Origin of the sequence: Streptomyces sp. NPDC006265 (genome assembly GCF_040613555.1) — a bacterium.
Taxonomy (GTDB): Bacteria; Actinomycetota; Actinomycetes; order Streptomycetales; family Streptomycetaceae; genus Streptomyces.
In genome coordinates this window covers 1-20,362 of sequence record NZ_JBEXSH010000044.1, presented here as the reverse complement: position 1 = coordinate 20,362, position 20,362 = coordinate 1, and the positions used below count along the sequence as shown (strand labels likewise).

Annotated in this window: 21 protein-coding genes and 1 pseudogene; 8 read left to right on the top strand and 14 right to left on the bottom strand. The window is 72.4% G+C overall.

The genetic code is table 11. The annotated features are described in order from the left end of the window. The 3 genes from ABZ281_RS06500 to ABZ281_RS06490 all read right to left on the bottom strand — a co-directional run. Window positions 1-1,041, bottom strand: a 1,041-nt coding sequence (locus ABZ281_RS06500; protein ID WP_356652729.1) for a serine/threonine-protein kinase, incomplete at its 3' end; no start/stop codon positions are given. Window positions 1,042-1,119: 78 nt separating this feature from the next. Next, window positions 1,120-1,578, bottom strand: a complete 459-nt coding sequence (locus ABZ281_RS06495) for a MarR family transcriptional regulator (protein ID WP_356652727.1) — start codon at window positions 1,576-1,578, stop codon at window positions 1,120-1,122. Beyond that, window positions 1,575-2,189, bottom strand: coding sequence for a DJ-1/PfpI family protein (locus ABZ281_RS06490; RefSeq protein WP_356652725.1), 615 nt, complete (start codon window positions 2,187-2,189; stop codon window positions 1,575-1,577). Before ABZ281_RS06490 ends, ABZ281_RS06495 begins: the two co-directional genes overlap by 4 nt. A 161-nt stretch (window positions 2,190-2,350) precedes the next feature. On the opposite strand from ABZ281_RS06490, the gene ABZ281_RS06485 reads away from it, so the two are divergent. The 3 genes from ABZ281_RS06485 to ABZ281_RS06475 all read left to right on the top strand — a co-directional run bounded on the left by ABZ281_RS06485 (window position 2,351) and on the right by ABZ281_RS06475 (window position 5,302). Then, a complete protein-coding gene (locus ABZ281_RS06485) occupies window positions 2,351-3,706 on the top strand; it encodes an aspartate aminotransferase family protein (RefSeq protein WP_356652723.1) in 1,356 nt (451 codons plus the stop codon). A 122-nt stretch (window positions 3,707-3,828) separates the two neighbouring features. Then, window positions 3,829-4,530 (top strand): GntR family transcriptional regulator, encoded by a 702-nt coding sequence (locus ABZ281_RS06480; RefSeq protein WP_356652721.1) that lies wholly within the window; start codon window positions 3,829-3,831, stop codon window positions 4,528-4,530. 121 nt (window positions 4,531-4,651) lie between these two features. Next, the gene (locus tag ABZ281_RS06475; protein WP_030846270.1) at window positions 4,652-5,302 is read left to right on the top strand and encodes a hypothetical protein; all 651 of its coding nucleotides are present in this window, start codon (window positions 4,652-4,654) and stop codon (window positions 5,300-5,302) included. A 17-nt stretch (window positions 5,303-5,319) separates the two neighbouring features. Here ABZ281_RS06475 and ABZ281_RS06470 read toward each other — a convergent pair whose 3' ends face one another. Then, window positions 5,320-5,613, bottom strand: coding sequence for a hypothetical protein (locus ABZ281_RS06470; protein ID WP_356652719.1), 294 nt, complete (start codon window positions 5,611-5,613; stop codon window positions 5,320-5,322). 135 nt (window positions 5,614-5,748) lie between these two features. Beyond that, entirely contained in the window at window positions 5,749-7,032 is a 1,284-nt protein-coding gene (locus ABZ281_RS06465; RefSeq protein WP_356652717.1) for an adenylosuccinate synthase, read from the bottom strand. Window positions 7,033-7,217: 185 nt separating this feature from the next. Here ABZ281_RS06465 and ABZ281_RS06460 point away from each other — a divergent pair, with 185 nt between their 5' ends. After that, window positions 7,218-8,099 carry a diacylglycerol kinase family protein gene (locus tag ABZ281_RS06460; protein ID WP_356652715.1) on the top strand — a complete coding sequence of 294 codons (882 nt, stop codon included), beginning with the start codon at window positions 7,218-7,220 and terminating at the stop codon, window positions 8,097-8,099. A gap of 9 nt (window positions 8,100-8,108) precedes the next feature. On the opposite strand, the gene ABZ281_RS06455 is transcribed toward ABZ281_RS06460, so the two are convergent. Further along, window positions 8,109-8,612: a MarR family transcriptional regulator gene (locus ABZ281_RS06455; protein WP_356652713.1), complete on the bottom strand. Its 504-nt coding sequence runs from the start codon at window positions 8,610-8,612 to the stop codon at window positions 8,109-8,111. 74 nt (window positions 8,613-8,686) lie between these two features. On the opposite strand from ABZ281_RS06455, the gene ABZ281_RS06450 reads away from it, so the two are divergent. From ABZ281_RS06450 to ABZ281_RS06440, 3 genes are read left to right on the top strand one after another with little or no spacing between them, the layout of a single operon-like run. Further along, on the top strand, window positions 8,687-9,592 hold the full coding sequence (locus ABZ281_RS06450) for an ABC transporter ATP-binding protein (protein ID WP_356652711.1): 906 nt from the start codon (window positions 8,687-8,689) through the stop codon (window positions 9,590-9,592). Next, complete coding sequence (locus ABZ281_RS06445) at window positions 9,589-11,187, top strand: ABC transporter permease (RefSeq protein WP_356652709.1); 1,599 nt, start codon at window positions 9,589-9,591, stop codon at window positions 11,185-11,187. The genes ABZ281_RS06450 and ABZ281_RS06445 overlap by 4 nt, the downstream gene beginning before the upstream one ends. A 46-nt stretch (window positions 11,188-11,233) precedes the next feature. Then, a complete protein-coding gene (locus ABZ281_RS06440) occupies window positions 11,234-11,458 on the top strand; it encodes a hypothetical protein (RefSeq protein ID WP_356652707.1) in 225 nt (74 codons plus the stop codon). On the opposite strand, the gene ABZ281_RS06435 is transcribed toward ABZ281_RS06440, so the two are convergent. After that, a complete protein-coding gene (locus ABZ281_RS06435) occupies window positions 11,442-12,644 on the bottom strand; it encodes a cytochrome P450 (protein WP_356652705.1) in 1,203 nt (400 codons plus the stop codon). The genes ABZ281_RS06440 and ABZ281_RS06435 overlap by 17 nt on opposite strands. A gap of 146 nt (window positions 12,645-12,790) precedes the next feature. Here ABZ281_RS06435 and ABZ281_RS06430 point away from each other — a divergent pair, with 146 nt between their 5' ends. Next, entirely contained in the window at window positions 12,791-13,168 is a 378-nt protein-coding gene (locus ABZ281_RS06430; protein ID WP_356652703.1) for an SH3 domain-containing protein, read from the top strand. A gap of 75 nt (window positions 13,169-13,243) precedes the next feature. On the opposite strand, the gene ABZ281_RS06425 is transcribed toward ABZ281_RS06430, so the two are convergent. The 7 genes and pseudogenes from ABZ281_RS06425 to ABZ281_RS06395 all read right to left on the bottom strand — a co-directional run. Continuing rightward, entirely contained in the window at window positions 13,244-13,909 is a 666-nt protein-coding gene (locus tag ABZ281_RS06425) for a response regulator transcription factor (protein WP_356652701.1), read from the bottom strand. Next, the gene (locus ABZ281_RS06420; RefSeq protein ID WP_356652699.1) at window positions 13,906-15,249 is read right to left on the bottom strand and encodes a histidine kinase; all 1,344 of its coding nucleotides are present in this window, start codon (window positions 15,247-15,249) and stop codon (window positions 13,906-13,908) included. The genes ABZ281_RS06425 and ABZ281_RS06420 overlap by 4 nt, the downstream gene beginning before the upstream one ends. Before the next feature lie 110 nt (window positions 15,250-15,359). Then, entirely contained in the window at window positions 15,360-16,043 is a 684-nt protein-coding gene (locus ABZ281_RS06415; protein WP_356652697.1) for a response regulator transcription factor, read from the bottom strand. Continuing rightward, a complete protein-coding gene (locus tag ABZ281_RS06410) occupies window positions 16,040-17,416 on the bottom strand; it encodes a sensor histidine kinase (protein WP_356652695.1) in 1,377 nt (458 codons plus the stop codon). Before ABZ281_RS06410 ends, ABZ281_RS06415 begins: the two co-directional genes overlap by 4 nt. Next, the gene (locus tag ABZ281_RS06405; protein WP_356652693.1) at window positions 17,409-18,620 is read right to left on the bottom strand and encodes an acyltransferase; all 1,212 of its coding nucleotides are present in this window, start codon (window positions 18,618-18,620) and stop codon (window positions 17,409-17,411) included. Before ABZ281_RS06405 ends, ABZ281_RS06410 begins: the two co-directional genes overlap by 8 nt. Beyond that, a complete protein-coding gene (locus tag ABZ281_RS06400; RefSeq protein ID WP_356652691.1) occupies window positions 18,613-19,698 on the bottom strand; it encodes an alpha/beta hydrolase in 1,086 nt (361 codons plus the stop codon). Before ABZ281_RS06400 ends, ABZ281_RS06405 begins: the two co-directional genes overlap by 8 nt. 147 nt (window positions 19,699-19,845) lie before the next feature. Then, window positions 19,846-20,362 (bottom strand): annotated as a pseudogene (locus tag ABZ281_RS06395) (alpha/beta hydrolase); the annotation flags it as partial.

The following is a 20,362-nucleotide window of genomic DNA, read 5'->3' as shown; positions in this document are numbered from 1 at the left end:
CTCGTCGGCGGCGGGGGCGTGTTCGGGGGTGGCGCCGGGGCCGGGGTTCTCGTCGGGGCCGGAACCCTGCCGGCCGGCGGAAGACCCGGGAGTATCCGCTCCGTCCGCGGAGCCGGCCCCCTCCGGATCCTCCGCGTCCAGCAACCGCACCGCGTGCCGGCCCAGTTGGGCCACGAGTGCGCTCGGCAGCCACGGGTCGAGGGCGCGGCCGTCGGAGACGGTGTCGTCCGCGCCCGTGCGTTCCAGGACGCGGTCGAGGGAGGGCCGGGCGGCGGGGTCCTTGCGCAGGCAGTCCCGGACGAGGTCGGCGATGCCCTCGGGGACGCCGTCCAGGTCCGGTTCCTCCTGGGCGATGCGGAACATCAGGGCGTGCACGCCGCTGTTGGCGGTGCCGAAGGGCAGGGCGCCGGTCGCGGCGTAGGCGAGGACCGAGCCGAGGCAGAAGACGTCGCACGCCGGGGTGATGCGGTCGCCCCGCACCTGCTCGGGCGCCATGAAGCCGGGTGATCCGACGAGCGCGCCGGTGCGCGTGAGCCCGCCGTCCGTCACGGTCTCCAGGGCGCGGGCGATGCCGAAGTCGATGACGCGCGGGCCGTCGATGGTGACCAGCACGTTGGACGGCTTGAGGTCGCGGTGGACGATGCCGGCGGCGTGGATGTCCTTGAGCGCGTGCGCGAGCCCGGCCGCGAGGATGCGGACCGTCCGCTCGGGCAGGGCACCGTGGTCGTGCCCGACGACCTGCTGAAGGCTCGGACCGGCGACGTAGCCCGTGGCGACCCACGGCACCGCCGCCTCGGTGTCCGCGTCCAGCACCGGCGCCGTCCAGTACCCGCCGACCCGCCGCGCGGCCTGCACCTCCTGCCGGAACCGCTCCCGGAACTCCTCCTGCGCCGCCAGCTCCTCGCGCACGAGTTTCACGGCGACCGTGCGGCCCCGCTCCGAGCGCGCCAGATAGACGTGCCCCATGCCCCCCGCACCGAGCCGCGCCAGCAGCCGGTAGGCGCCAATGCCCTGTGGATCACCGGGCCCCAGTTTCTCCATCGCTCAGCCGCCTTCCCCCATACGTGAGCAACAGATCGAGAATAGTGGCGGGCCGGGGCCGGGTGACCTGGGAGATGTCTACGTTTCCGTAACAGGCGGACCCACCTGGTCGAGCGCCTTGGACAGCCGTTCCAGCATCCTTACCGCCTCCGCCAGCTCCGCCTCGCCGAACGCCTCGGCCAGCCGGTCGGCGAACGCCGCGTGGCCGGGGTCGATCCGGGCGGTCGCCGCGCGTCCCTCGTCGGTCGGCGCGAGGAGCTTGGCCCTGCGGTGCGCCGGGTTCGGCCGGTACTCCGCGAGCCCCCGCTCCACCAGCAGGTCGGCGATGCGCTGCACGCTCTGCCGGGTGATGCCCATGGCGCGGGCGATGCCGGAGACCGGCAGCGGCTCCCCGAGGACCGCGCCGAGCACCTGCCACCAGGCGGCGGTGAGCCCGGCGGGCCGGGCCAGTTCCTCCGCGACGGCGAGGAACTGGCCGTTGAGCCTGAACACCCCGAGGGCGCTGCCGCTGAGCAGGTCCTGACGCTCGCGGGTCACAGCGCACCGGCCTTCTCCAGCACCCCGTAGGCCGCCGGGTCGGAGTCGTGGAACAGCCGGTACCAGGCGTCCAGCACCTCACCCTCGTAGACCCCGAGCAGCCGGAGGATCTCCCGGGCGAAGGCGACGGGCTCGGTGGGGCCCGCGGTGATCAGGGGGCCGTCGGTGACGGCGTCGGCCTCGACGTAGCGTCCGCCGCCCGCGTAGCCGGTCGCGGCCAGGTAGAAGGAGACCGCGCTGGTGTGGTCGCGGTCGTCGAGCAGGCCCTCGCGGGCGAGTCCGGCGGTGGCGCCGCAGATGGCGGCGACCGGGACACCCGCGTCCAGGAACGCCCGGGCGGTGCGGGCGAAGGGGGCGAGGTCGCCGGATGTGTCCCAGAGGTCGGCGCCCGGGAGGATCAGCAGCGCACTGTCCTCGGGGCGCAGGCCGCCCAGGGCCAGGTCGGGCCGGATGCGCAATCCCCCGAGACTCCGCACCGGGGCGGTGGACGGGCCGACGGTCCGGATCTCGTGGCCGGTGCGGGCGAGCTGGGCCGCGGCGTGGCCGGTCTCCCAGTCGGCGAGGGTGTCGTAGACGGCGAGATGGACGGGCTTGCCGGTGGTGGTGTTCATGACTCCTCCTCGTCCCGTGCGCTTATGACAGCATGCTGTCGAGAAGACAGCACGCTGTCAATAGCGTGCGTCCCGCCTGGACAACCTGTCGGGGGGCCGCCGCCGACTCCAGACAGGCCGCCGATTTCACCGCCCTCTCCCCCGCACCTACGCTCGCCCGCATGACCCCTCAGCCGAACCCCGAAGCCGGTGCCGCCGTCAAGGCCGCCGACCGTGACCATGTGTTCCACTCCTGGTCCGCTCAGGAGCTCATCGACCCGCTCGCCGTCGCCGGTGCCGAGGGGTCGTACTTCTGGGACTACGACGGCCGGCGTTACCTCGACTTCTCCAGCGGGCTCGTCTACACCAACGTCGGCTACCAGCACCCGAAGATCGTCGACGCGATCCAGGAGCAGGCCGCGAAGATGACGACCTTCGCGCCCGCCTTCGCGATCGAGGCGCGGTCGGAGGCGGCCCGGCTGATCGCCGAGCGGACCCCTGGCGACCTGGACAAGATCTTCTTCACCAACGGCGGGGCCGACGCCGTCGAGCACGCGATCCGGATGGCCCGTCTGCACACGGGCCGCCCGAAGGTGCTCTCGGCGTACCGCTCGTACCACGGCGGTACGCAGCAGGCCGTGAACGTCACCGGCGACCCGCGCCGCTGGGCCTCCGACAGCGGCACCGCCGGAGTCGTGCACTTCTGGGCGCCCTACCTCTACCGCTCCCGCTTCTACGCCGAGACCGAGGAGCAGGAGTGCGCGCGGGCGCTGGAGCACCTGGAGACGACGATTCGCTTCGAGGGACCCTCGACCGTCGCGGCGATCATCCTGGAGACCATCCCGGGCACGGCCGGGATCATGGTCCCGCCGCCCGGCTACCTCGCCGGGGTGCGGGAGATCTGCGACAAGCACGGAATCGTCTTCGTCCTGGACGAGGTCATGGCCGGGTTCGGGCGGACCGGTGAGTGGTTCGCGGCGGACCTGTTCGACGTCACGCCCGACCTGCTGACCTTCGCCAAGGGCGTGAACAGCGGATACGTGCCGCTGGGCGGGGTCGCGATCTCCGGCGCGATCGCGGAGACGTTCGGCAAGCGCCCGTACCCCGGCGGCCTGACGTACTCCGGGCACCCGCTGGCGTGCGCCGCCGCCGTCGCGACGATCGACGTCATGGCGGAGGAGGGCGTCGTGGAGAACGCCGCGCGGCTCGGCGAGTCCGTCCTCGGGCCGGAGCTGCGGGCGCTCGCCGAGCGGCACGGAAGCGTCGGCGAGGTGCGCGGCGTCGGCATGTTCTGGGCGCTGGAGTTGGTGCGCGACCGCGAGACGCGGGAGCCGCTGGTGCCGTACAACGCGGCCGGTGAGGCGAACGCCCCGATGGCCGCCTTCGCCGCCGCCGCGAAGAAGGGCGGCCTGTGGCCCTTCGTGAACATGAACCGGACGCATGTCGTGCCGCCCTGCAACATCAGCGAGGCCGAACTCAAGGAAGGCCTCGCCGCGCTGGACTCGGCGCTGTCGGTGGCGGACGAGTACACCGGGTAAACACCTGTAAACCCGCCAGTAACCGGCATCCTCGCGTCCCGTTCGAACGCGTAAGGTGGCGTGCTCGTAGACATACATATACGCGCACGCCACCCGAACGCGACGAGGGAGACGCCCTGACCATGCCCGCCAGCTCCGGCAACGGCGCCGTGACACGCAGCACCCTGCGGCAGCAGATCGCCGACGCGCTCCGTGACGAGGTGCTGGCCGGGCGGCTCCAGCCGGGGCAGGAGTTCACGGTCAAGGAGATCGCCGAGCAGTACGGGGTGTCCGCGACACCGGTGCGCGAGGCCCTCGTCGACCTCTCCGCGCAGGGGCTCCTGGAGGCCGACCAGCACCGCGGCTTCCGGGTCCACGAGTACTCGGTCGACGACTTCCGCGGCATGATCGAGGCCCGCGGACTGGTCATCGAGGGCATGTTCCTCGCGCTGACCGAGGGGAGGCCGGGCGCGGTACGCCCGGACGATCCCCGGTCCGCCGCCGTGGTCGCCGGGGTCCGCAGGCGCGGCGAGGAGGCGCAGCGGGCCGCCGCCGCCGGTGATCTCACCGTCCTCATCGGTTACGACCTGCGCTTCTGGCGCGAGCTCGGCGCGTGCTTCGGTAACCCCTACCTCGCCGACTTTCTGCACCGGCTGCGCGTCCAGACCTGGGTGTGCGCGGTGCAGCACCTGCGGCGGCTCACCGATCTGCGCGGCGAGCTGTGGGCCGGCCACACGCTGCTGGTCGACGCCCTCATCGCCCGCGACAACGACGCCGCCCGGGCGATCATCGCCGCGTACAACACGCACTCGCTCACCCTGATCGAGCGGCTCGCCTCCCGATGACCCGAGTCTCCGCTGTCCGTATGGGTATGGGACATGCACAGCGGGAGCCGTGACCGCGGCGCACCGCTACCCTTCTTGACCATCGTGCTACCCGACCACCGCGCTGAGCGAGGAGCCTTCTTTGGCCTGTGACCTGTGGCTGGTACCGCTCGTGGACGTGTTGTGCCACACGCCGGACAACCCCTTCGCCGAGGAACTCGCGCAATACAACAAGGTGCTCGCCGAGGCCGGCCTGCCGCCGGTGCCGGTGTACCAGTACATGCCGGGCCTGTCCGGCGAGGTCGCCCCGGTCGCGGGCTTCGACTACGACGCGCTGCACTTCCTGCGCCGGGCCTATCTGCTCCAGGTGTGCGGCCTGCCGGTGACGCCAGTGGACGAACTCGGCGGCGACTACGAGCAGTTGCTGGAGATGTTCGAGTCGACGGCCCAGCAGTCGCATCTGGTCTGGCACTACGACCACGCGGGCGCCTACGTCCCCGTCGACTTCCCCGGCCCGCTCGCCGACGACGCCCTCCTCGCCGGCGGCGGCCCGCTGGGCTCCTCGCACGCGCTGCTGCGGGAGCTGGAGGTGGTCGCCCCGGCCCTCGGCATCGACCCGGCCAATCCGCCGGCGGCCCCGCAACCGCCGCTCGCCCCGACGGAGCTGGAGGAACCCGCCGTGCCCGCCCCGTACGACCCGAGCCCCTTCGCCCGTGAACGGCACGTCTGGCTCGGGCTGCACGCGGCCGTGACCCGCAGTCTCGCCCAGGGGTCGATGATCGTCTTCAGCTGAGCCCGGTCGTCCGCGGCTCAGCGTCCCAGCTGGGAGAGGCCCTTCTGCACGTCCTCCATGTTCATCACGGGCGTGTAGGAGATCTCCGCGCCCAGCTGGAGGAAGAAGGGTTCGCTGATGACCGGCATCTGCCAGCTGTCCTGCATGTCGAAGAACACGTAGGCGGTGCGCTTGCCGTGGTCGGAGGTGAAGTAGGCCGCTTCGGGCTTGATCTGTTCCATCGACTCCTGGATCAGCTTCGACAGGGTGCCGTTGCGGATGGCCTCGTTGGCCTTTTCCGTGTCCATGGACGCCTTGAGCATGACGCGCATCGCACTCACCTTCTTCTGGTCGACGCACGCGGGGGTATGGATTCAGCGTATGCCGGTTCCCGGCAACTCTCTCTGCGACGGAACGCAGGCCGGCCCCCGTTCGCACGGGGGCCGGCCTGCGGACGCGGGGGCGGGTCAGATGAACGAGTTGATCTCGATCGTCTCGTTCCGGCCCGGGCCGACGCCGATCGCGGAGATCGGGGCGCCGGACATCTCCTCCAGCGCCTTCACATACGCCTGGGCGTTCTTCGGCAGGTCACCGAAGGTCTTCGCCTTGGAGATGTTCTCGTTCCAGCCCGGGAGCATCTCGTAGACCGGCTTGGCGTGGTGGAAGTCGGTCTGGGAGTACGGGAGCTCCTCGACACGCTTGCCGTCGATCTCGTACGCCACGCAGACCGGGATCTGCTCCCAGCCGGTGAGGACGTCGAGCTTGGTGAGGAAGAAGTCGGTCAGGCCGTTCACGCGGGTCGCGTAGCGGGCGATGACCGCGTCGAACCAGCCGCAGCGGCGATCACGGCCGGTGGTGACACCGCGCTCCCCGCCGATGCGGCGCAGTGCCTCGCCGTCCTCGTCGAACAGCTCGGTCGGGAACGGACCGGCGCCGACGCGGGTGGTGTACGCCTTGAGGATGCCGATGACCCGGCTGATCTTCGTCGGGCCGACACCGGCGCCGGTGCAGGCACCGCCCGCGGTCGGGTTCGACGAGGTGACGAAGGGGTACGTGCCGTGGTCGATGTCGAGGAGCGTGCCCTGGCCGCCCTCGAACAGGACGACCTTGTCGTCCTCCAGCGCCTGGTTGAGGACCAGGACGGTGTCGGAGACGTAGGGCGCGAGCTTGTCGGCGTAGGCCAGCAGCTCCTCGACCACCTGCTCCACGGCGATCGCGCGCCGGTTGTAGAGCTTGGTGAGGACCTGGTTCTTGACGTCGAGGGCCGCCTCGACCTTCTGCGTGAGGATCGACTCGTCGTACAGGTCCTGCACGCGGATGCCGACGCGGTTGATCTTGTCGGCGTAGGTCGGGCCGATGCCGCGCCCGGTCGTGCCGATCTTCCGCTTGCCGAGGAAGCGCTCGGTCACCTTGTCCACCGTCACGTGGTACGGGGTGATGATGTGCGCGTTACCGCTGAGGAGGAGCTTGGACGTGTCGACGCCACGCTCGTTCAGACCGCTCAGCTCGGAGAGCAGGACCGACGGGTCGACGACGACACCGTTTCCGATGACCGGCGTACAGCCGGGAGACAGGATTCCGGAAGGGAGGAGGTGCAGTGCATACTTCTGGTCACCCACGACCACCGTGTGGCCGGCGTTGTTGCCGCCCTGGTAGCGCACTACATAGTCCACGGAGCCACCGAGAAGGTCGGTGGCCTTTCCCTTGCCTTCGTCACCCCACTGAGCACCGAGCAGCACAAGTGCGGGCACGCGCGTACACCCCTTCCGGGCGGGGCATGTCCATGGTCGAGGGCGAACGCGCAGGATCGCAGCCGCGTGCACCGCGACCGTCGTTGGCCGCCAACCGTCGGACCGGATGCCCCGGAATAGACGAAGCCCCTGGCGCAATAGCGCAAGGGGCTCTTGCACAAAGATGCTACCCGAGGAAGCGAGGCATGGCCGAGGTGGCGACTTCCGCGACGTCCCAACAGCTGCTGGTGGTGGTCGACCCGGTCGCCCGTAGGTCGGACGGTGAGTCCGTTCGGATCGCGAAAGACGTGCTCGGAGCGGGTGCCGGCATGAAGCTGTGCCTGCCGGACGGGCCGGAGGAGTTCGCCCGGGCGCTGACCCGGCGGGGTTCGCGGCGACCGGTGGTGGTGGGCGACGACCGGGCCCTGATCCGCGCGGTCGCCCTGCTGCACCGGCATCGGGAGCTGGCCGGATGCGCACTGTCGGTGGTGCCGGTCGGGGCCGCGCTGTCCCTGGCCCGGTCGCTGGGGGTGCCGACGGGGACGGTGGCGGCGGCGCGGGCGGTGCTCGCCGGGGTCGAGCGGCGCATGGACCTGATGGTCGACGACAGCGACGGGGTGGTCCTCGGCGCGCTGCGGATACCGCCGTTGCGGCCCGCTCCGGCCGAGACGATCCCGGAGGGCGCACCGGACGAGGACGCCGTGCCGGGCCACCCGTGGCTGCGGACCTGCCAGTCCCTGGTCCGGACGCTGGTACCGGCGGGCCGCCCGTCCCGGGTCTCCGCCGCGCCCGAGCCGGGGCCGTCCCGGCTGCGGGTCGAGGTGGACGGGGAGACGCTCGTCGACCTGGACCAGCCGGTGGAGGCGGTGTCGGTGGCACCGGGCGCCGCGGGGATCGCGTCGGTGGAGGTCAGGCCGGTGTCGCTGGGCGCGGAGGCCTCACCGCTGCTGGCCCAGGGCCGGACGGTGACGGTGTCCGGGGCGCACTTCCGCTACCGCGCGGACACGGTGGTCTCGGGTCCGGTGCGGACCCGGACGTGGGTCGTGCGGGAGGCCGCCTGGGGCCTGACGGTGCCGTCGGGGCGGTGAGTCGGCGCCCTAGGCGCCTTCCGGTCCGAACATCTTGTCGCGGTGCACCCGCCAGCGCTCCATCAGCACGGCGAGTTCACCGTCGAAGAACTCGAAGAACGCCAGCGTCTCGGCCAGGCGGCGGCCGGCCGGGGTGTCGGCGCCGAGGCTGCTGACGCCCTCGCGCAGTGCGCCCTCCCACCGCTTGAGGACGGCGTCGCGGTTGGTCAGGGCCTCGTACCACTGGTCGCCGTGCACCCGGTAGCGCTCCCGGCGCGAGCCCGGCTCCCGTTCGCGGGAGACCATGTGCGTCTGGGCCAGGTAGCGCACCGCGCCGGACACCGCCGCGGGGCTGATCCGCAGCTGCTCCCCCAGCTCGGCGGAGGTCATCGAGCCCGCGTCGGAGGACAGGAGCGCGGCGAAGACCCGGGCGGGCATGCGCGTCATCCCCGCCTCGACGAGCTGCGCCGCGAAGGACTCCACGAACCTCGACACGACCTCCGTGTCCCGGCCGGCCCCGGCTGATTCCGTCATGCACCTCATCCTATCCGCGATTCACACGCTTCCTTAACTTCACAAATTTCTGAAATAAGCGTACGTTCTGAAACATGACGAAGGCCATCACCGTCTCCGGACTGCACAAGTCCTTCGGGCGGACGCATGCTCTCGACGGGCTCGAGCTTGAGGTCGCCGCCGGCGAGGTCCACGGCTTCCTCGGCCCCAACGGCGCCGGGAAGTCCACCACCATCCGGGTCCTGCTCGGCCTGCTGCGCGCCGACTCGGGCGCCGCGCAGGTGCTCGGCCGCGACCCGTGGACGGACGCGGTGGAGGTGCACCGCCGGATCGCCTACGTCCCCGGGGACGTCACGCTGTGGCGCAACCTCTCCGGCGGCGAGGTCATCGACCTCTACGGCCGGCTGCGCGGAGGGCTCGACGCGCGGCGCCGCGCGGAGCTGATCGAGCGCTTCGAACTCGACCCCACCAAGAAGGGCCGTACCTACTCCAAAGGCAACCGGCAGAAGGTCGCCCTGGTCGCCGCGTTCGCCTCGGACGTCGACCTGCTGATCCTGGACGAGCCGACCTCGGGCCTGGACCCGCTGATGGAGGAGGTCTTCCAGGCTTGCGTCGAGGAGGAGCGCGACCGGGGCCGCACGGTCCTGCTCTCGTCCCACATCCTCAGCGAGGTCGAGGAACTGTGCGACCGGGTGAGCATCATCCGGGGCGGCCGTACGGTCGAGAGCGGTTCGCTGGCCGACCTGCGCCACCTCACCCGCACGAGCGTCGTCGCCGAGCTCGCGGGCCCGCCCGACGGCCTGGCCGAGCTGCCCGGCGTGCACGACCTCGACGTGCAGGGCCACCGCGTCCGGCTCCAGGTCGACACCGACCGGCTGAACGGCGTTCTGAGGTCGCTGAGCGAGTCGGGCGTACGGTCGCTGACATCGACGCCGCCCACGCTGGAGGAGCTGTTCCTGCGGCACTACCAGGACGAGCCGGACGCGGCGGTGGCCCGATGACCACGTTCGCGGTACGGCCCGGCAGTTCACGCCAGCTGGCCGGAACGGGCACCCTGCTGCGGTTCGCCCTGCGCCGCGACCGGCTGATGATCCCCGTGTGGATCGCGGTGAACGCGCTGATGGTCCTCTCCATGCCGGGCACCCTGGAGGGCCTGTACGGCACTCCGGCCGAACGCGCAGACCTGCTCCGGCAGATGGAGACCAACTCCTCGCTGCGCGCGATGGTCGGCCCGGTCTTCGGCGACTCGCTGGGCGCCCTGACGGCCTGGCGCGTCGGCGTCTACGCCGGTGCCCTGGCGGCCGTGATGAGCCTGCTGATCGTCGTACGGCACACCCGGGACGAGGAGGAGAGCGGCCGTCAGGAGCTGGTGGCGTCCGGGGCGGTGGGCCGCCGGGCCTCTCTGACGGCGGCCCTGCTCGCGGCGGCGGTCGCGAACGCGGTACTGGCACTGCTGGTGACGGCCGGGCTGGCCGGGCTGGGTACGACCGGCGCCCTGGCCCTCGGACTCGGGATCGCCGCCGTCGGGATGATCTTCGCCACGATGGCCGCGATCGTCGCGCAACTGACGGAGAGCGCACGGCTGGCACGCGGCCTGACGGCGGCGGTGCTCGGCGCCGCGTTCGTCCTGCGCGCGGCGGGCGACTCGGCGACGGACGACGGCTCGTCGGTCCTGACCTGGCTGTCGCCGCTGGGCTGGCTGGAGAATCTGCGGCCGTACGCGTCCGAGCGCTGGTGGGTGCTGGCCCTGCTCGCCGGGGCGGTGGCCCTCCAGGCCGCGGTGGCCTACGCCTTGGCCGGCCGCCGGGACCTCGGCATGAGCTTCCTGCCGACCCGGCCGGGCCCGGCATCCGGGCGTCTGGGCAGCGCGGGCGCCCTGGCCTGGCGGTTGCAGCGGGGCGGCCTGCTGGGCTGGAGCATCGGCTTCTTCCTGGCCGGGGTCGTCTACGGCGGCATGACCGACGGCGCGGCCGACCTCGTGGGCGACAACGCGGGCGCCCGGCGCATCTTCGAGCGCATGGGCGGTCAGTCCGGCCTGACGGACGCGTTCCTGGCGTCGATGGTCGGGATGCTGGGCCTGATCGCGGCGCTGTACATCGTGGCGTCGGTGCTGCGCCTGCACGGCGAGGAGACCTCGGGCCGGGCGGAACCGGTGCTGGCGAACGCGGTGGGGCGGGTGCGCTGGGCCGCCGGTCATCTGGTGATCGCCTTCGGCGGCGCCGTCCTGATCATGCTGCTGGCCGGGCTCGGCTTCGCCGTCGGCTACGGCAGGGAGACCGGCCCGATCCTGGAGGCGTGCCTGGTGCAGCTCCCGGCGGTGTGGGTGGTCGGCGGAGTGGCGGTGCTGCTGCACGGAGTCCTGCCCCGGGCGGCCCTGGCGGCGTGGGGTGTCGCCGGGGCCGTGCTCCTGATCGGCTGGGTCGGGCCCGCGCTGGACGTACCGCAGGCCGTGCTGGACGTCTCACCGTTCGGGCACCTGCCGAAGCTGCCGGGCGGATCCATGCAGTGGGGTCCGGTACTGGTGCTGACCGGGCTGGCGGTGCTGCTGGTGGCCGGAGGGCTGGCGGGGTTGCGCCGCCGGGACATGTCGGCCTGAGCGGCGGCCGGAACTGGGCGGCGACCCGCGTACGTCCGTGTCGGGCATGGGACAACGTACGCAAGCCGCCGCGGGATGTCTGACCACCGCCCTCGGGGCCGGCGCAGGACTCACGGTCTGGGCCGCCGGTGCCCGGGGGCGGTTCCGGCGGTTCGAGGCGGCCCCGGACTGGAGCGTGCTCTACGCCGAACTGCCGCTGGCGGTCCTCGGCGGGGCCGCCGCCGCCCTGGCGGCCTGGGCCTTGCTCCGGCGGCTCAGACCTCGACGCTGAGCCCCTCGAGGCCCCGGATCACGAAGTTCGGCTTCCGCTCCGGCTCTGCGGCCAGTCGCAGCGTCGGGGCCCTCTCCAGCAGCGCCCCCATCGAGGCGGCCAGTTCGATACGGGCCAGCGGTGCGCCGATGCAGTAGTGGATGCCGGCGCTGAAGGAGATGTGGGGGTTGTCCGTGCGGGTGAGGTCGAGGGCGGACGGGTCCCGGAACACCGCCGGGTCGTGGTTGGCGGAGCCGAAGAGCATGGCGATCTCCGCGCCGCGCGGGATCGTCGTGCCGGCGATCTCGATCTCGTCCAGGACCCAGCGTTCGAACAGCTGGAGCGGGGTGTCGTAACGCATCAGCTCCTCGATCGCGGAGGGGATGAGCGTGTGGTCCGCGCGCAGCAGCTCCAGCTGGGACGGGTTGCGGAACAGGGCGTACCAACCGTTGACCGTGGCGTTCACCGTGGCCTCGTGGCCGGCGTTGAGCAGCAGCACACAGGTGGAGATCATCTCCTGCTCGGTGAGCCGGTCGCCCTCGTCGTGGGCCTCGATGAGCCCTGAGATGAGGTCCTCGCCCGGCTCCTTGCGGCGGGCCGCGATCAGATCGCGCAGGTAGTCGGAGAACTCGACCGACGCCCGGACCGCCTTGGCCGCCGTGTCCTCGGACGGGCTCAGTTCGTACATCCCGCAGATGTCCGCCGACCAGGGGCGCAGCGGGGCCCGGTCGGACTCCGGGATGCCGAGCATCTCGGCGATCACCGCGACGGGCAGGGGCTCGGCGACGTCCTTCAGCAGGTCGCCGCCGCCCGCCTCGACCAGCGCGGACGCCAGCTCGTCGGCCAGTCCCCGCACATACGGCTTCAGCCGCTCCACCGTGCGCGGCGTGAACGCCTTCGACACCAGGCGGCGGATCCGGGTGTGGTCCGGCGGCTCCAGGTCGAGCATCCCGTGGTCGTTGAGCGTGTGGAACGGCTCGTGCTCCGGCGGGGGCGCCGTACGGCCGAACTCCTCGTGCGTGAACCGGTGCTGGTACGTCCGGCCGAGGCGCCGGTCGCGCAGCAGTGCCGAGACGTCCGCGTGGTGCGGGACGAGCCACTGGTCCGTGGGCTCGAAGTAGTGCACGCGGCCCTGGGCACGCAGTTCGGCGTAGGCGGGGTACGGGTCGGCGAGGAACGCCGGGTCCCACGGGTCGAATGCAGCCATGCCGGGACGCTAGCCCCAAACCCCGTCCCTGACCAGGGGTGTTCCCGCACACGGCGGGGACACGATGGGAACGATCTTGCGACATCAAGATCGTTAAGGTGGTCGGGCCGTGTGAGCGGCACGAGTCTTCGCAAGGAAAGAACGTCATGACACAGCAGCGAGCCAAGCTCCGCACCCGCGTCCCCGCCCGTCTGGCCGCCTCGGCCATGCTGGCCCTGTCGCTGACCGCCGGTGCGGTCGCGGCCGGCGCCTCGGCCGCCACCGCCGCCGAGATGCCGTGCAAGCCGAAGGTCTACTACTACGTCTACAAGAGCAGCGGCGTGAACTTCCGCACGGGCGCCGGCACCGGCTACACGTCCAAGGGCACCCTGCACAAGAACGACTGGGGCAAGAAGCTCGCCACCAAGGGCTCCTGGATCAAGCTGCAGCTCGGCCAGAAGTCCAAGAGCGGGCTGGCCAAGGGCACCACCGGCTGGGTCTCCAAGTCGTACGTCAGCGACTGCACGCCGATGCAGCTGGACTGATCCGTCTCCGCCGCCCCGGGGCCGAGGGCCTGCGGGGCGACGACCGGCTGTACGGGACGGCTGTCCGCGCCGGGGCTATCCGGGCGTCACCAGCCGCGCCTCGTACGCGAACACCGCCGCCTGCGTCCGGTCCCGCAGGCCCAGCTTCACCAGGATCCGGCTGACATGCGTCTTGATCGTCGACTCGGCGACCACCAGCCGCTCCGCGATCTCCGAGTTCGACAGGCCCTGCGCGATGAGGACCAGCACCTCCGTCTCCCGCTCGGTGAGATCCCCGTAGGCCGCCTGCGCGGAGGGCATCAGGCGCGGCTTCTCGGAGAGCTTGGAGAACTCGGTGATCAGGCGCCTGGTCACCGAGGGGGCCAGGAGCGCCTCCCCCGACGCCACCACCCGCACCCCGTCGGCGAGCTGGCGGGCCGAGGCGTCCTTGAGGAGGAAGCCGGAGGCACCCGCGCGCAGCGCCTGGTACACGTACTCGTCGAGGTCGAACGTGGTGAGCACCAGCACCTTCGCCGCGCCGTCGGCGGCGACGATCTCACGGGTCGCCTCGATGCCGTTCAGCTCGGGCATGCGGATGTCCATCAGCACCACGTCCGGGGCGAACTCGCGGACCTTGGCGACGGCCTCACGGCCGTTCACCGCCTCGCCGACGACCTCGATGTCCGGCATCGCGTTCAGCAGGACCGAGAAGCCCTCGCGCACCATCATCTGGTCGTCCGCGATCAGGACCCGGATGGTCATGCGTCGTCCTCGCCCGGCAGGGCGACCGGCAGGAACACCGTCACCTCGTGTCCTCCGTCCTCCGTGCCGCCGGCCGTCATCTCGCCGGTCAGCATCGTCACCCGCTCCCGCATGCCCGTGATGCCGTGCCCGGCGCCGGGCGAGGGCTTGATCAGGCTCGGGTTCGGCGGCGGGCCGTTGACTATGCGCAGCCCCAGGCCACCGAGCACGTACCCGATCTCGACCCGGGCTACCGCCCCCGGCGCGTGCCGCAGAGTGTTGCTCAGTGCCTCCTGCACGATGCGGTACGCCGACAGCTCCACGCCCTGCGGCAGCGCCCGCACCGCGCCCGTCACCGCCTTCTCCACTCTCAGCCCGGCCTCCCGGACATTGGCCAGCAGTCCGTCCAGGTCGGCCAGCGTGGGCTGCGGGGCGTCCGGGACCTCGTAGTCCTCGGCGCGGACGACGCCGAGCACCCGGCGCAGTTCGGTCAGTGCGGCCACCGCGTTCTCCCGGATCGTGGCGAACGCCTTCTCCAGCTCCGGCGGCGGGTTCTCCACCCGGTACGGCGCGGCCTCCGCCTGAATGGCGACGACCGACATGTGGTGGGCGACGACGTCGTGCAGCTCGCGGGCGATGGTGGTGCGCTCCTCCAGCAGTGTGCGGCGGGAGCGCTCGTGCGCGGTGACCGTCTGCTGGGCGGTGACCTCCTGCTCGGCGTGACGCCGGATGTGCCAGACGGTGACGCAGAGCAGGATCAGGGCCGATATGACCAGCATGGCACCGGAGTTGCTGCCGTACTCGTGGTAGGTCGGGCCGATGCCGCTGTCCGCGACGAGGGCGTACAGCGCCGTCAGCGCCCACATCCAACCAGCCGTGCGGGGCCGGGTGCGGATCGCCACCACCGTCAGCACCGTCAGGTGGCAGGCGAAGCTGCCGGCCGCCCAGGGCCATTCGCCCCAGCGGCTGCCGAGCACGGAGGCGATCGGAGTGGAGACCATGGACGCCCAGAACGCGCCGACCGGCCGCACCATGGTCAGCAGCACGGGAATCGCGCAGAGCAGACCGAGCAGCAGGGCCGGGCCGCGGGTGTCGACCGTGGAGAAGGCCAGGGTGATCAGGGCCGCCGCGGTGATCACGGCGTGCGGGAGCCACGCCGCGTACTCCCGCAGTCGGCCCGGCAGCCGCCGGACGATCCGCCCGTCCTTGCGCCGGGCCGGCAGCGGCCGGTAGGCGAACGCGTCCTGGAAGAGGTCCTCCCTCAGCCCCCGCAGGGAGTCCACCGCCACCCGGTACTCCGGACTGCGCGGCGCGGCCCGGTCCCCCGGCGGCGTGGTCTGCATGTGAGTCGTCTCGGTCACGTACAGAACGGTAGGCGCACCCCCGGGTCCCGGTCGTCCCCAGTGAGAGGGGTTCCTGCCCGTCCCTCTCAGGTACTACGGGGCCGACCAGGGGCGATCGGCTCCGCCCCTCAGTAGCCCGACGGCCGCACCAGCCCCGACTCGTAGGCGAACACCGCCGCCTGCGTCCGGTCCCTGAGGCCCAGCTTCACCAGGATCCGGCCCACGTGGGTCTTCACCGTCTGCTCGGCCACACACAGGTGCCGGGCGATCTCCGCGTTCGACAGGCCCTGCGCGATCAGCGCGAGCACCTCCGTCTCCCGCTCGGTCAGGTCGCCGATGCGCTCCTTGAGCGGGGCGCGGGGCTTGCCGTCGAGCCGCGAGAACTCGGCGATCAGCTTGCGGGTGATGACCGGGGCGAGCAGCGCCTCCCCGGCGGCGACCACCCGGACCGCCTCGGCGAGCTGCTCCGCCGACGCGTCCTTCAGCAGGAACCCGGAGGCTCCGGCGCGCAGCGCGTCGTATACGTACTCGTCGAGGTCGAAGGTGGTGAGCACCAGCACCCTGATGTCCGGGTGCACGGCCGTGATGCGCTCGGTCGCCTCGATGCCTCCGATTCCGGGCATGCGGATGTCCATGAGGACGACGTCGGGGAGGGTCTCGGCGGCCGCCGCGATACCGCCCTCGCCGTCCTTCGCCTCGCCGACGACCTCTATGCCGGGCTGGATGCCGAGCAGCACGGTGAAGCCCTGCCGGACCATCGCCTGGTCGTCGACGATGAGAACCCGGATGGGGTCGCCGGTGCCGCTCGTCATGAAGTCCCTTTCCTGGGGGCCGTGGGGTGATCGGTGCCCGGGTTGTCGACGGGTGGGGTGTCCGGGAGGAAGGCGGTGACCCTGAAGCCGTCCCAGTGCCACGGGTGCGCCGTCATCGTGCCACCGAGCATCGCGACCCGCTCCCGCATGCCGAGCAGTCCGTGCCCCGCCCCCGTCGACGGCGGGGGCGGTCCGTTCGGGCGGCCGTTGACGATCTCCACCTCCAGGCCGTCCGGCTCGTAGGTGAGACGGACCGTGATGTTCGCGCCGGGCGCGTGCCGCAGGGCGTTGCTCAGCGCCTCCTGCACGATCCGGTACGCCGACAGCTCCACGCCGGGCGGCAGCGGGCGCCGCTCGCCGCTGATGTCGGTGGCGACCTCACGGCCGACGGCCCGGGTGTTCTCCACCAGCGCGTCGAGCCGGTCGAGCGTGGGCTGGGGAGCGTGCGGTGCGGTCCCGTCACCCGAGCCGTCGGGCGCATCCCCGGGCCCGGTGTGCTCCGAGCGCAGCACGCCCAGCACGCGGCGCAGCTCGATCAGTGCCTCCAGCGCGTTCTGCCGGATGCCTGCGAGGTTCTCCCTGAGCTCGTCGGACGGGTTCTCCACGAGGTGCGGGGCGACCTGCGCCTGGATGGAGATGACCGACATGTGGTGGGCCACCACGTCGTGCAGCTCCCGCGCGATGCGGCCGCGCTCCTCCAGCAGGGTGCGCCGGGTGCGTTCCTCGGCGGTGAGGGTGGTCTGCTCGACGAGTTGGGCGCGGGCCTCGCGGCGGCCCCTGAGCGCGCTGCCGAGTATCACGACGATGGTGAACAGGCAGACCGCGAGCACTCCGGTGGTGTCGTAGGGCTCCCCGGTCCACATGCTCTCGAAGACCCAGGTGAGGAACGCGGTCACCGCCAGGGCCGCCACCACCGCACGGGTGGGCACCCGCAGCGCGAGCAGCAGCAGCACGAGCAGCTCGGCGATGATTCCGGCGGCGGTCCAGGGCCAGGTGTAGGTCTCCAGGTCGAAGCCCATGCGGGTGCGCACCGTGACGGCGATCAGGGTGAACATTCCCAGGGACAGCCACCACGCCGGCACCGGCCGCCACATCGCCAGCACCACGGCGCTGCCCTGTCCGGCCGCCGCCACGAGGGCCAGGCCGGGAGGCAGGTGCCCGTTGTCCCCGAGGTCGCCGGCGCCACCGAGCGCAACGCCGAACGCGGCCAAACACAGCAGCCCGTGCGGCAGCCAGCGCAGCCAGGTGGAGGGGGGCAGCGGGTCCGCCCGGACGGTCCACAGATCCCCGAGCAGCACCCGCAGCCAGCCCGTGACGCGCGCTCGCAGCGCGCGGCCCACCCCCGTGTCCGTCACGCGGCTCAGCCTAGACATGTCGCGCCTTCGCCGCTGTGCCCCGGTCGGGCGGGCGGTGCGAGCGCACCACGCGCGCCCTGCGGCCCCGGCCGCCGCCGTTCGGTTCGAAGGAGCGGAAGGCGGCCCAGCAGACCGCGAGGGCCAGCGCGAACACGGGCAGCCACAACAGCCGGACCCCGACCCAGCCGAGACCGTCGGGCGGGGTGTGCAGGCCGGGCAGCCGGCCGGCGAGGAGGCCGGTGGCGGTCGTGGCCATCAGGGCCGTCTGGTGCCAGAGGAAGACGGTCATCGCGGAGAGGTTGACGAGTGCCACCGCCGCCCACGCCACGGGCCGGCGCATCGTGTGCCTCAGGCGCTCGCGCAGCAGCAGGGCGAGACCGCACTGGGCCAGGCCGAACGTGACGACGGCCAGCGACGGCGGGTCCAGGTTGGACATGCCCTCGCCCGGGACGCCGACCATCGAGGCCGGATAGCCCGCCCATGCGACGAGCGCCGCGGTGGCCGCGCCGCCGGTCCCCAGCAGGACCCATCCCGCGCGGCGGCGCTCCAGCTCGCCGCGGGTCCAGGCCGCGCCCAGCGTGTAGGGCACCGTCCAGGCCGCTGCCACGTTCACCCAGCCCAGCCAGGAGGGACCGCCGAGGCCGAAGCGCAGCAGGTCGACGTGGAGCACGACGGCCAGCGGCCAGAGCGGGTTGAGCCGGGTGAGCAGCGGGGTCGCCGCCGTCAGGCCGGCGAACACCAGAAGGAACCACAGCGGGGACAGGGCCAGTTTCACCAGCGTGCGGACCGTGCCGAACTCGGCGCCCGACAGCAGCAGGGCGAGCGCGGCCACCGTCCACAGGCCGAGGACGGCCGCGACCGGCTTGAACAACCGGGTCAGACGGCCCGTCAGCCACTGGTGGTACGGGACCCCCCGGGCACGGGCCGAGGCGTAGCCGCGGGTGGCGACATGGCCCCCGACCAGGAAGAACACGGCGAGCGTCTGGAACATCCAGGAGATGGGCGCCAGCCAGGGCATGTGCTGCAGGGGGCTCGCCGTGCGCAGGGTGCGGCCGTCGGAGACCAGGGCCGTGACGAGCCAGTGCCCGAGGACGACGCCGAGGACGGCGGCGGCCCGCAGGGCGTCCACGGCCCGGTCGCGTCCGGGCGGGGTGGCCGCGCCGATGTGGTCGGCGCCGCGGCGCACTTCCTGCCGGACGGCGCGTACGCCGATGTCAGTCATGGGTCACCGCCTTGGTCTCGCCCAGGACGATCCGGGCCAGGTTGGTCAGGGAGGTCGAACCGGGCCTGAAGTAGTCGCTGTGGCCGCCGTCGCCCGCCGTGAAGACCCGGGCGCCGAAGGCCGGGGAGACGGGGTCGGTGCCGAAGCCGACCGTGGTGCCGAACAGGTCCAGGTCGAGGTGCGGGACGTTCTCCACCCAGTCGCCACCGCCCCGGGCCGCCCAGACGCGGGCGCGGGTGTGCAGGGCGGCGGCGGTGTCCGCGCCGGTGCCGGGGCTGCCGACGAGCGCGATGTCGTCGACGTCGAGTCCGGCGGCGCAACGGCCGCAGACGACCGAGCCGTAGGAGTGGCAGAGCAGTGAGACGCGCGGTCCTTCGCCGACCGTCGCGCGCAGGTCGGCGACCAGGGCGCGCAGGTGCGGGGCCGCCTGCTCCGCCCTGCCGGTCGTCGTGACCGTCGTGCTGACCGTGCCCGGCGTCTCGTAGCCCAGCCAGGCCACGACCGCGGTGCGCGTGCCCGCCGGGGCCTGGAGGGCGAGCCGCCGGTGCAGGGCGGAGGCCGCGGCGTGGAACCGGCCGTAGGTGTCGAGGCCCGTGTCGGAGCCGGGGACCAGGACGGCGATGCGGTCGGCCCGGGCGAGATCGCCGAGGACCTCCGTCACCCGGCCCGAGCCGCGGCCGTCGAAGTGGAGCAAGTGCCGGGTGGGGGAAGCCAGTTGCCGGTCCGTCGCGGCACGGCTGCGGTCGTGGTGGGCGGCGGCCAGGCGGGACGCCTCGGCGGCGTTGGCCCGGTTGGCCGCGTAGGCCTCGTCGAGCGTCGCCGCACTGAGGGGCGCGAGGGAGGCGGGGGCCGGTGCGGGGATGTCCGGTCGCACGGCCGCGGAGAGGGGGAGGACCACGGCGCCCGTGACGAGGGCGGCGAGCGCGGCGCGGCGCCACCGCCCGGCGCGGCGCCACCGCCCGGCACCGTGTCCGCCGTCTGCGACGGCACCGTGTCCGCCGTCTGCGACGGCACGGCGGTACTTCGATGCGGACCCCATGGTCGTCCCCTCCAGCGCACCCGGCCATCGGGTCTGCATGGAAGGGAAGTTACGGAGCGGGCGACCTCGTCCGCGTCACACCCAGGAACTCATCTGCCGCGTAGCTCTCAGGTACTACGGGTATGACCGGGGCCTGCTCCTACGGGCCCGCCGAGGGCGCTGCCGGCGAAGGCCGCGTGGCGGTTCTCACCAGGCCAGTTGCGCGATCTCCTCCACGGCCACCGCGCACGCGTCCGCCGCCGGGTCGATGAGCGGGAAGTGCCCCACGTCCTCCAGCAGCGTCACCCCCACCATCTCCCCGGCCTTCGCCGCCGCCTCCGCGTACGACTCGGCGACGGCCTGCGGCACATCGACGTCCGCGCGGCCCTGGACGAGGGTGGTGGCGATGCCGGTGGGCAGCAGCAGCGCCGGATCGGCGTACGGCTTCCGTGTCGCGAAGTCCTCTTCCCCGCCCATGAGTTGACGCACGGCGCCCCGGCACACGTCCAGCTTGTCGGCGATGGCGAGATCGGCGATCGGGGCGAGGGCGACGACGCCGCGCAGCGTCACCGGGCTGCCGCCGCGCCAGGGCGAGTCGGCCGGCAGGACGTGCCGGGCGGCCCCCCACAGCGCGAGATGCCCGCCCGCCGAGTGGCCGGTGAGGACCGTACGGCGCGGGTCGGCCTGCGGCAGCACCTCCCGTAACAGCGCCGGGAGGGCGTCC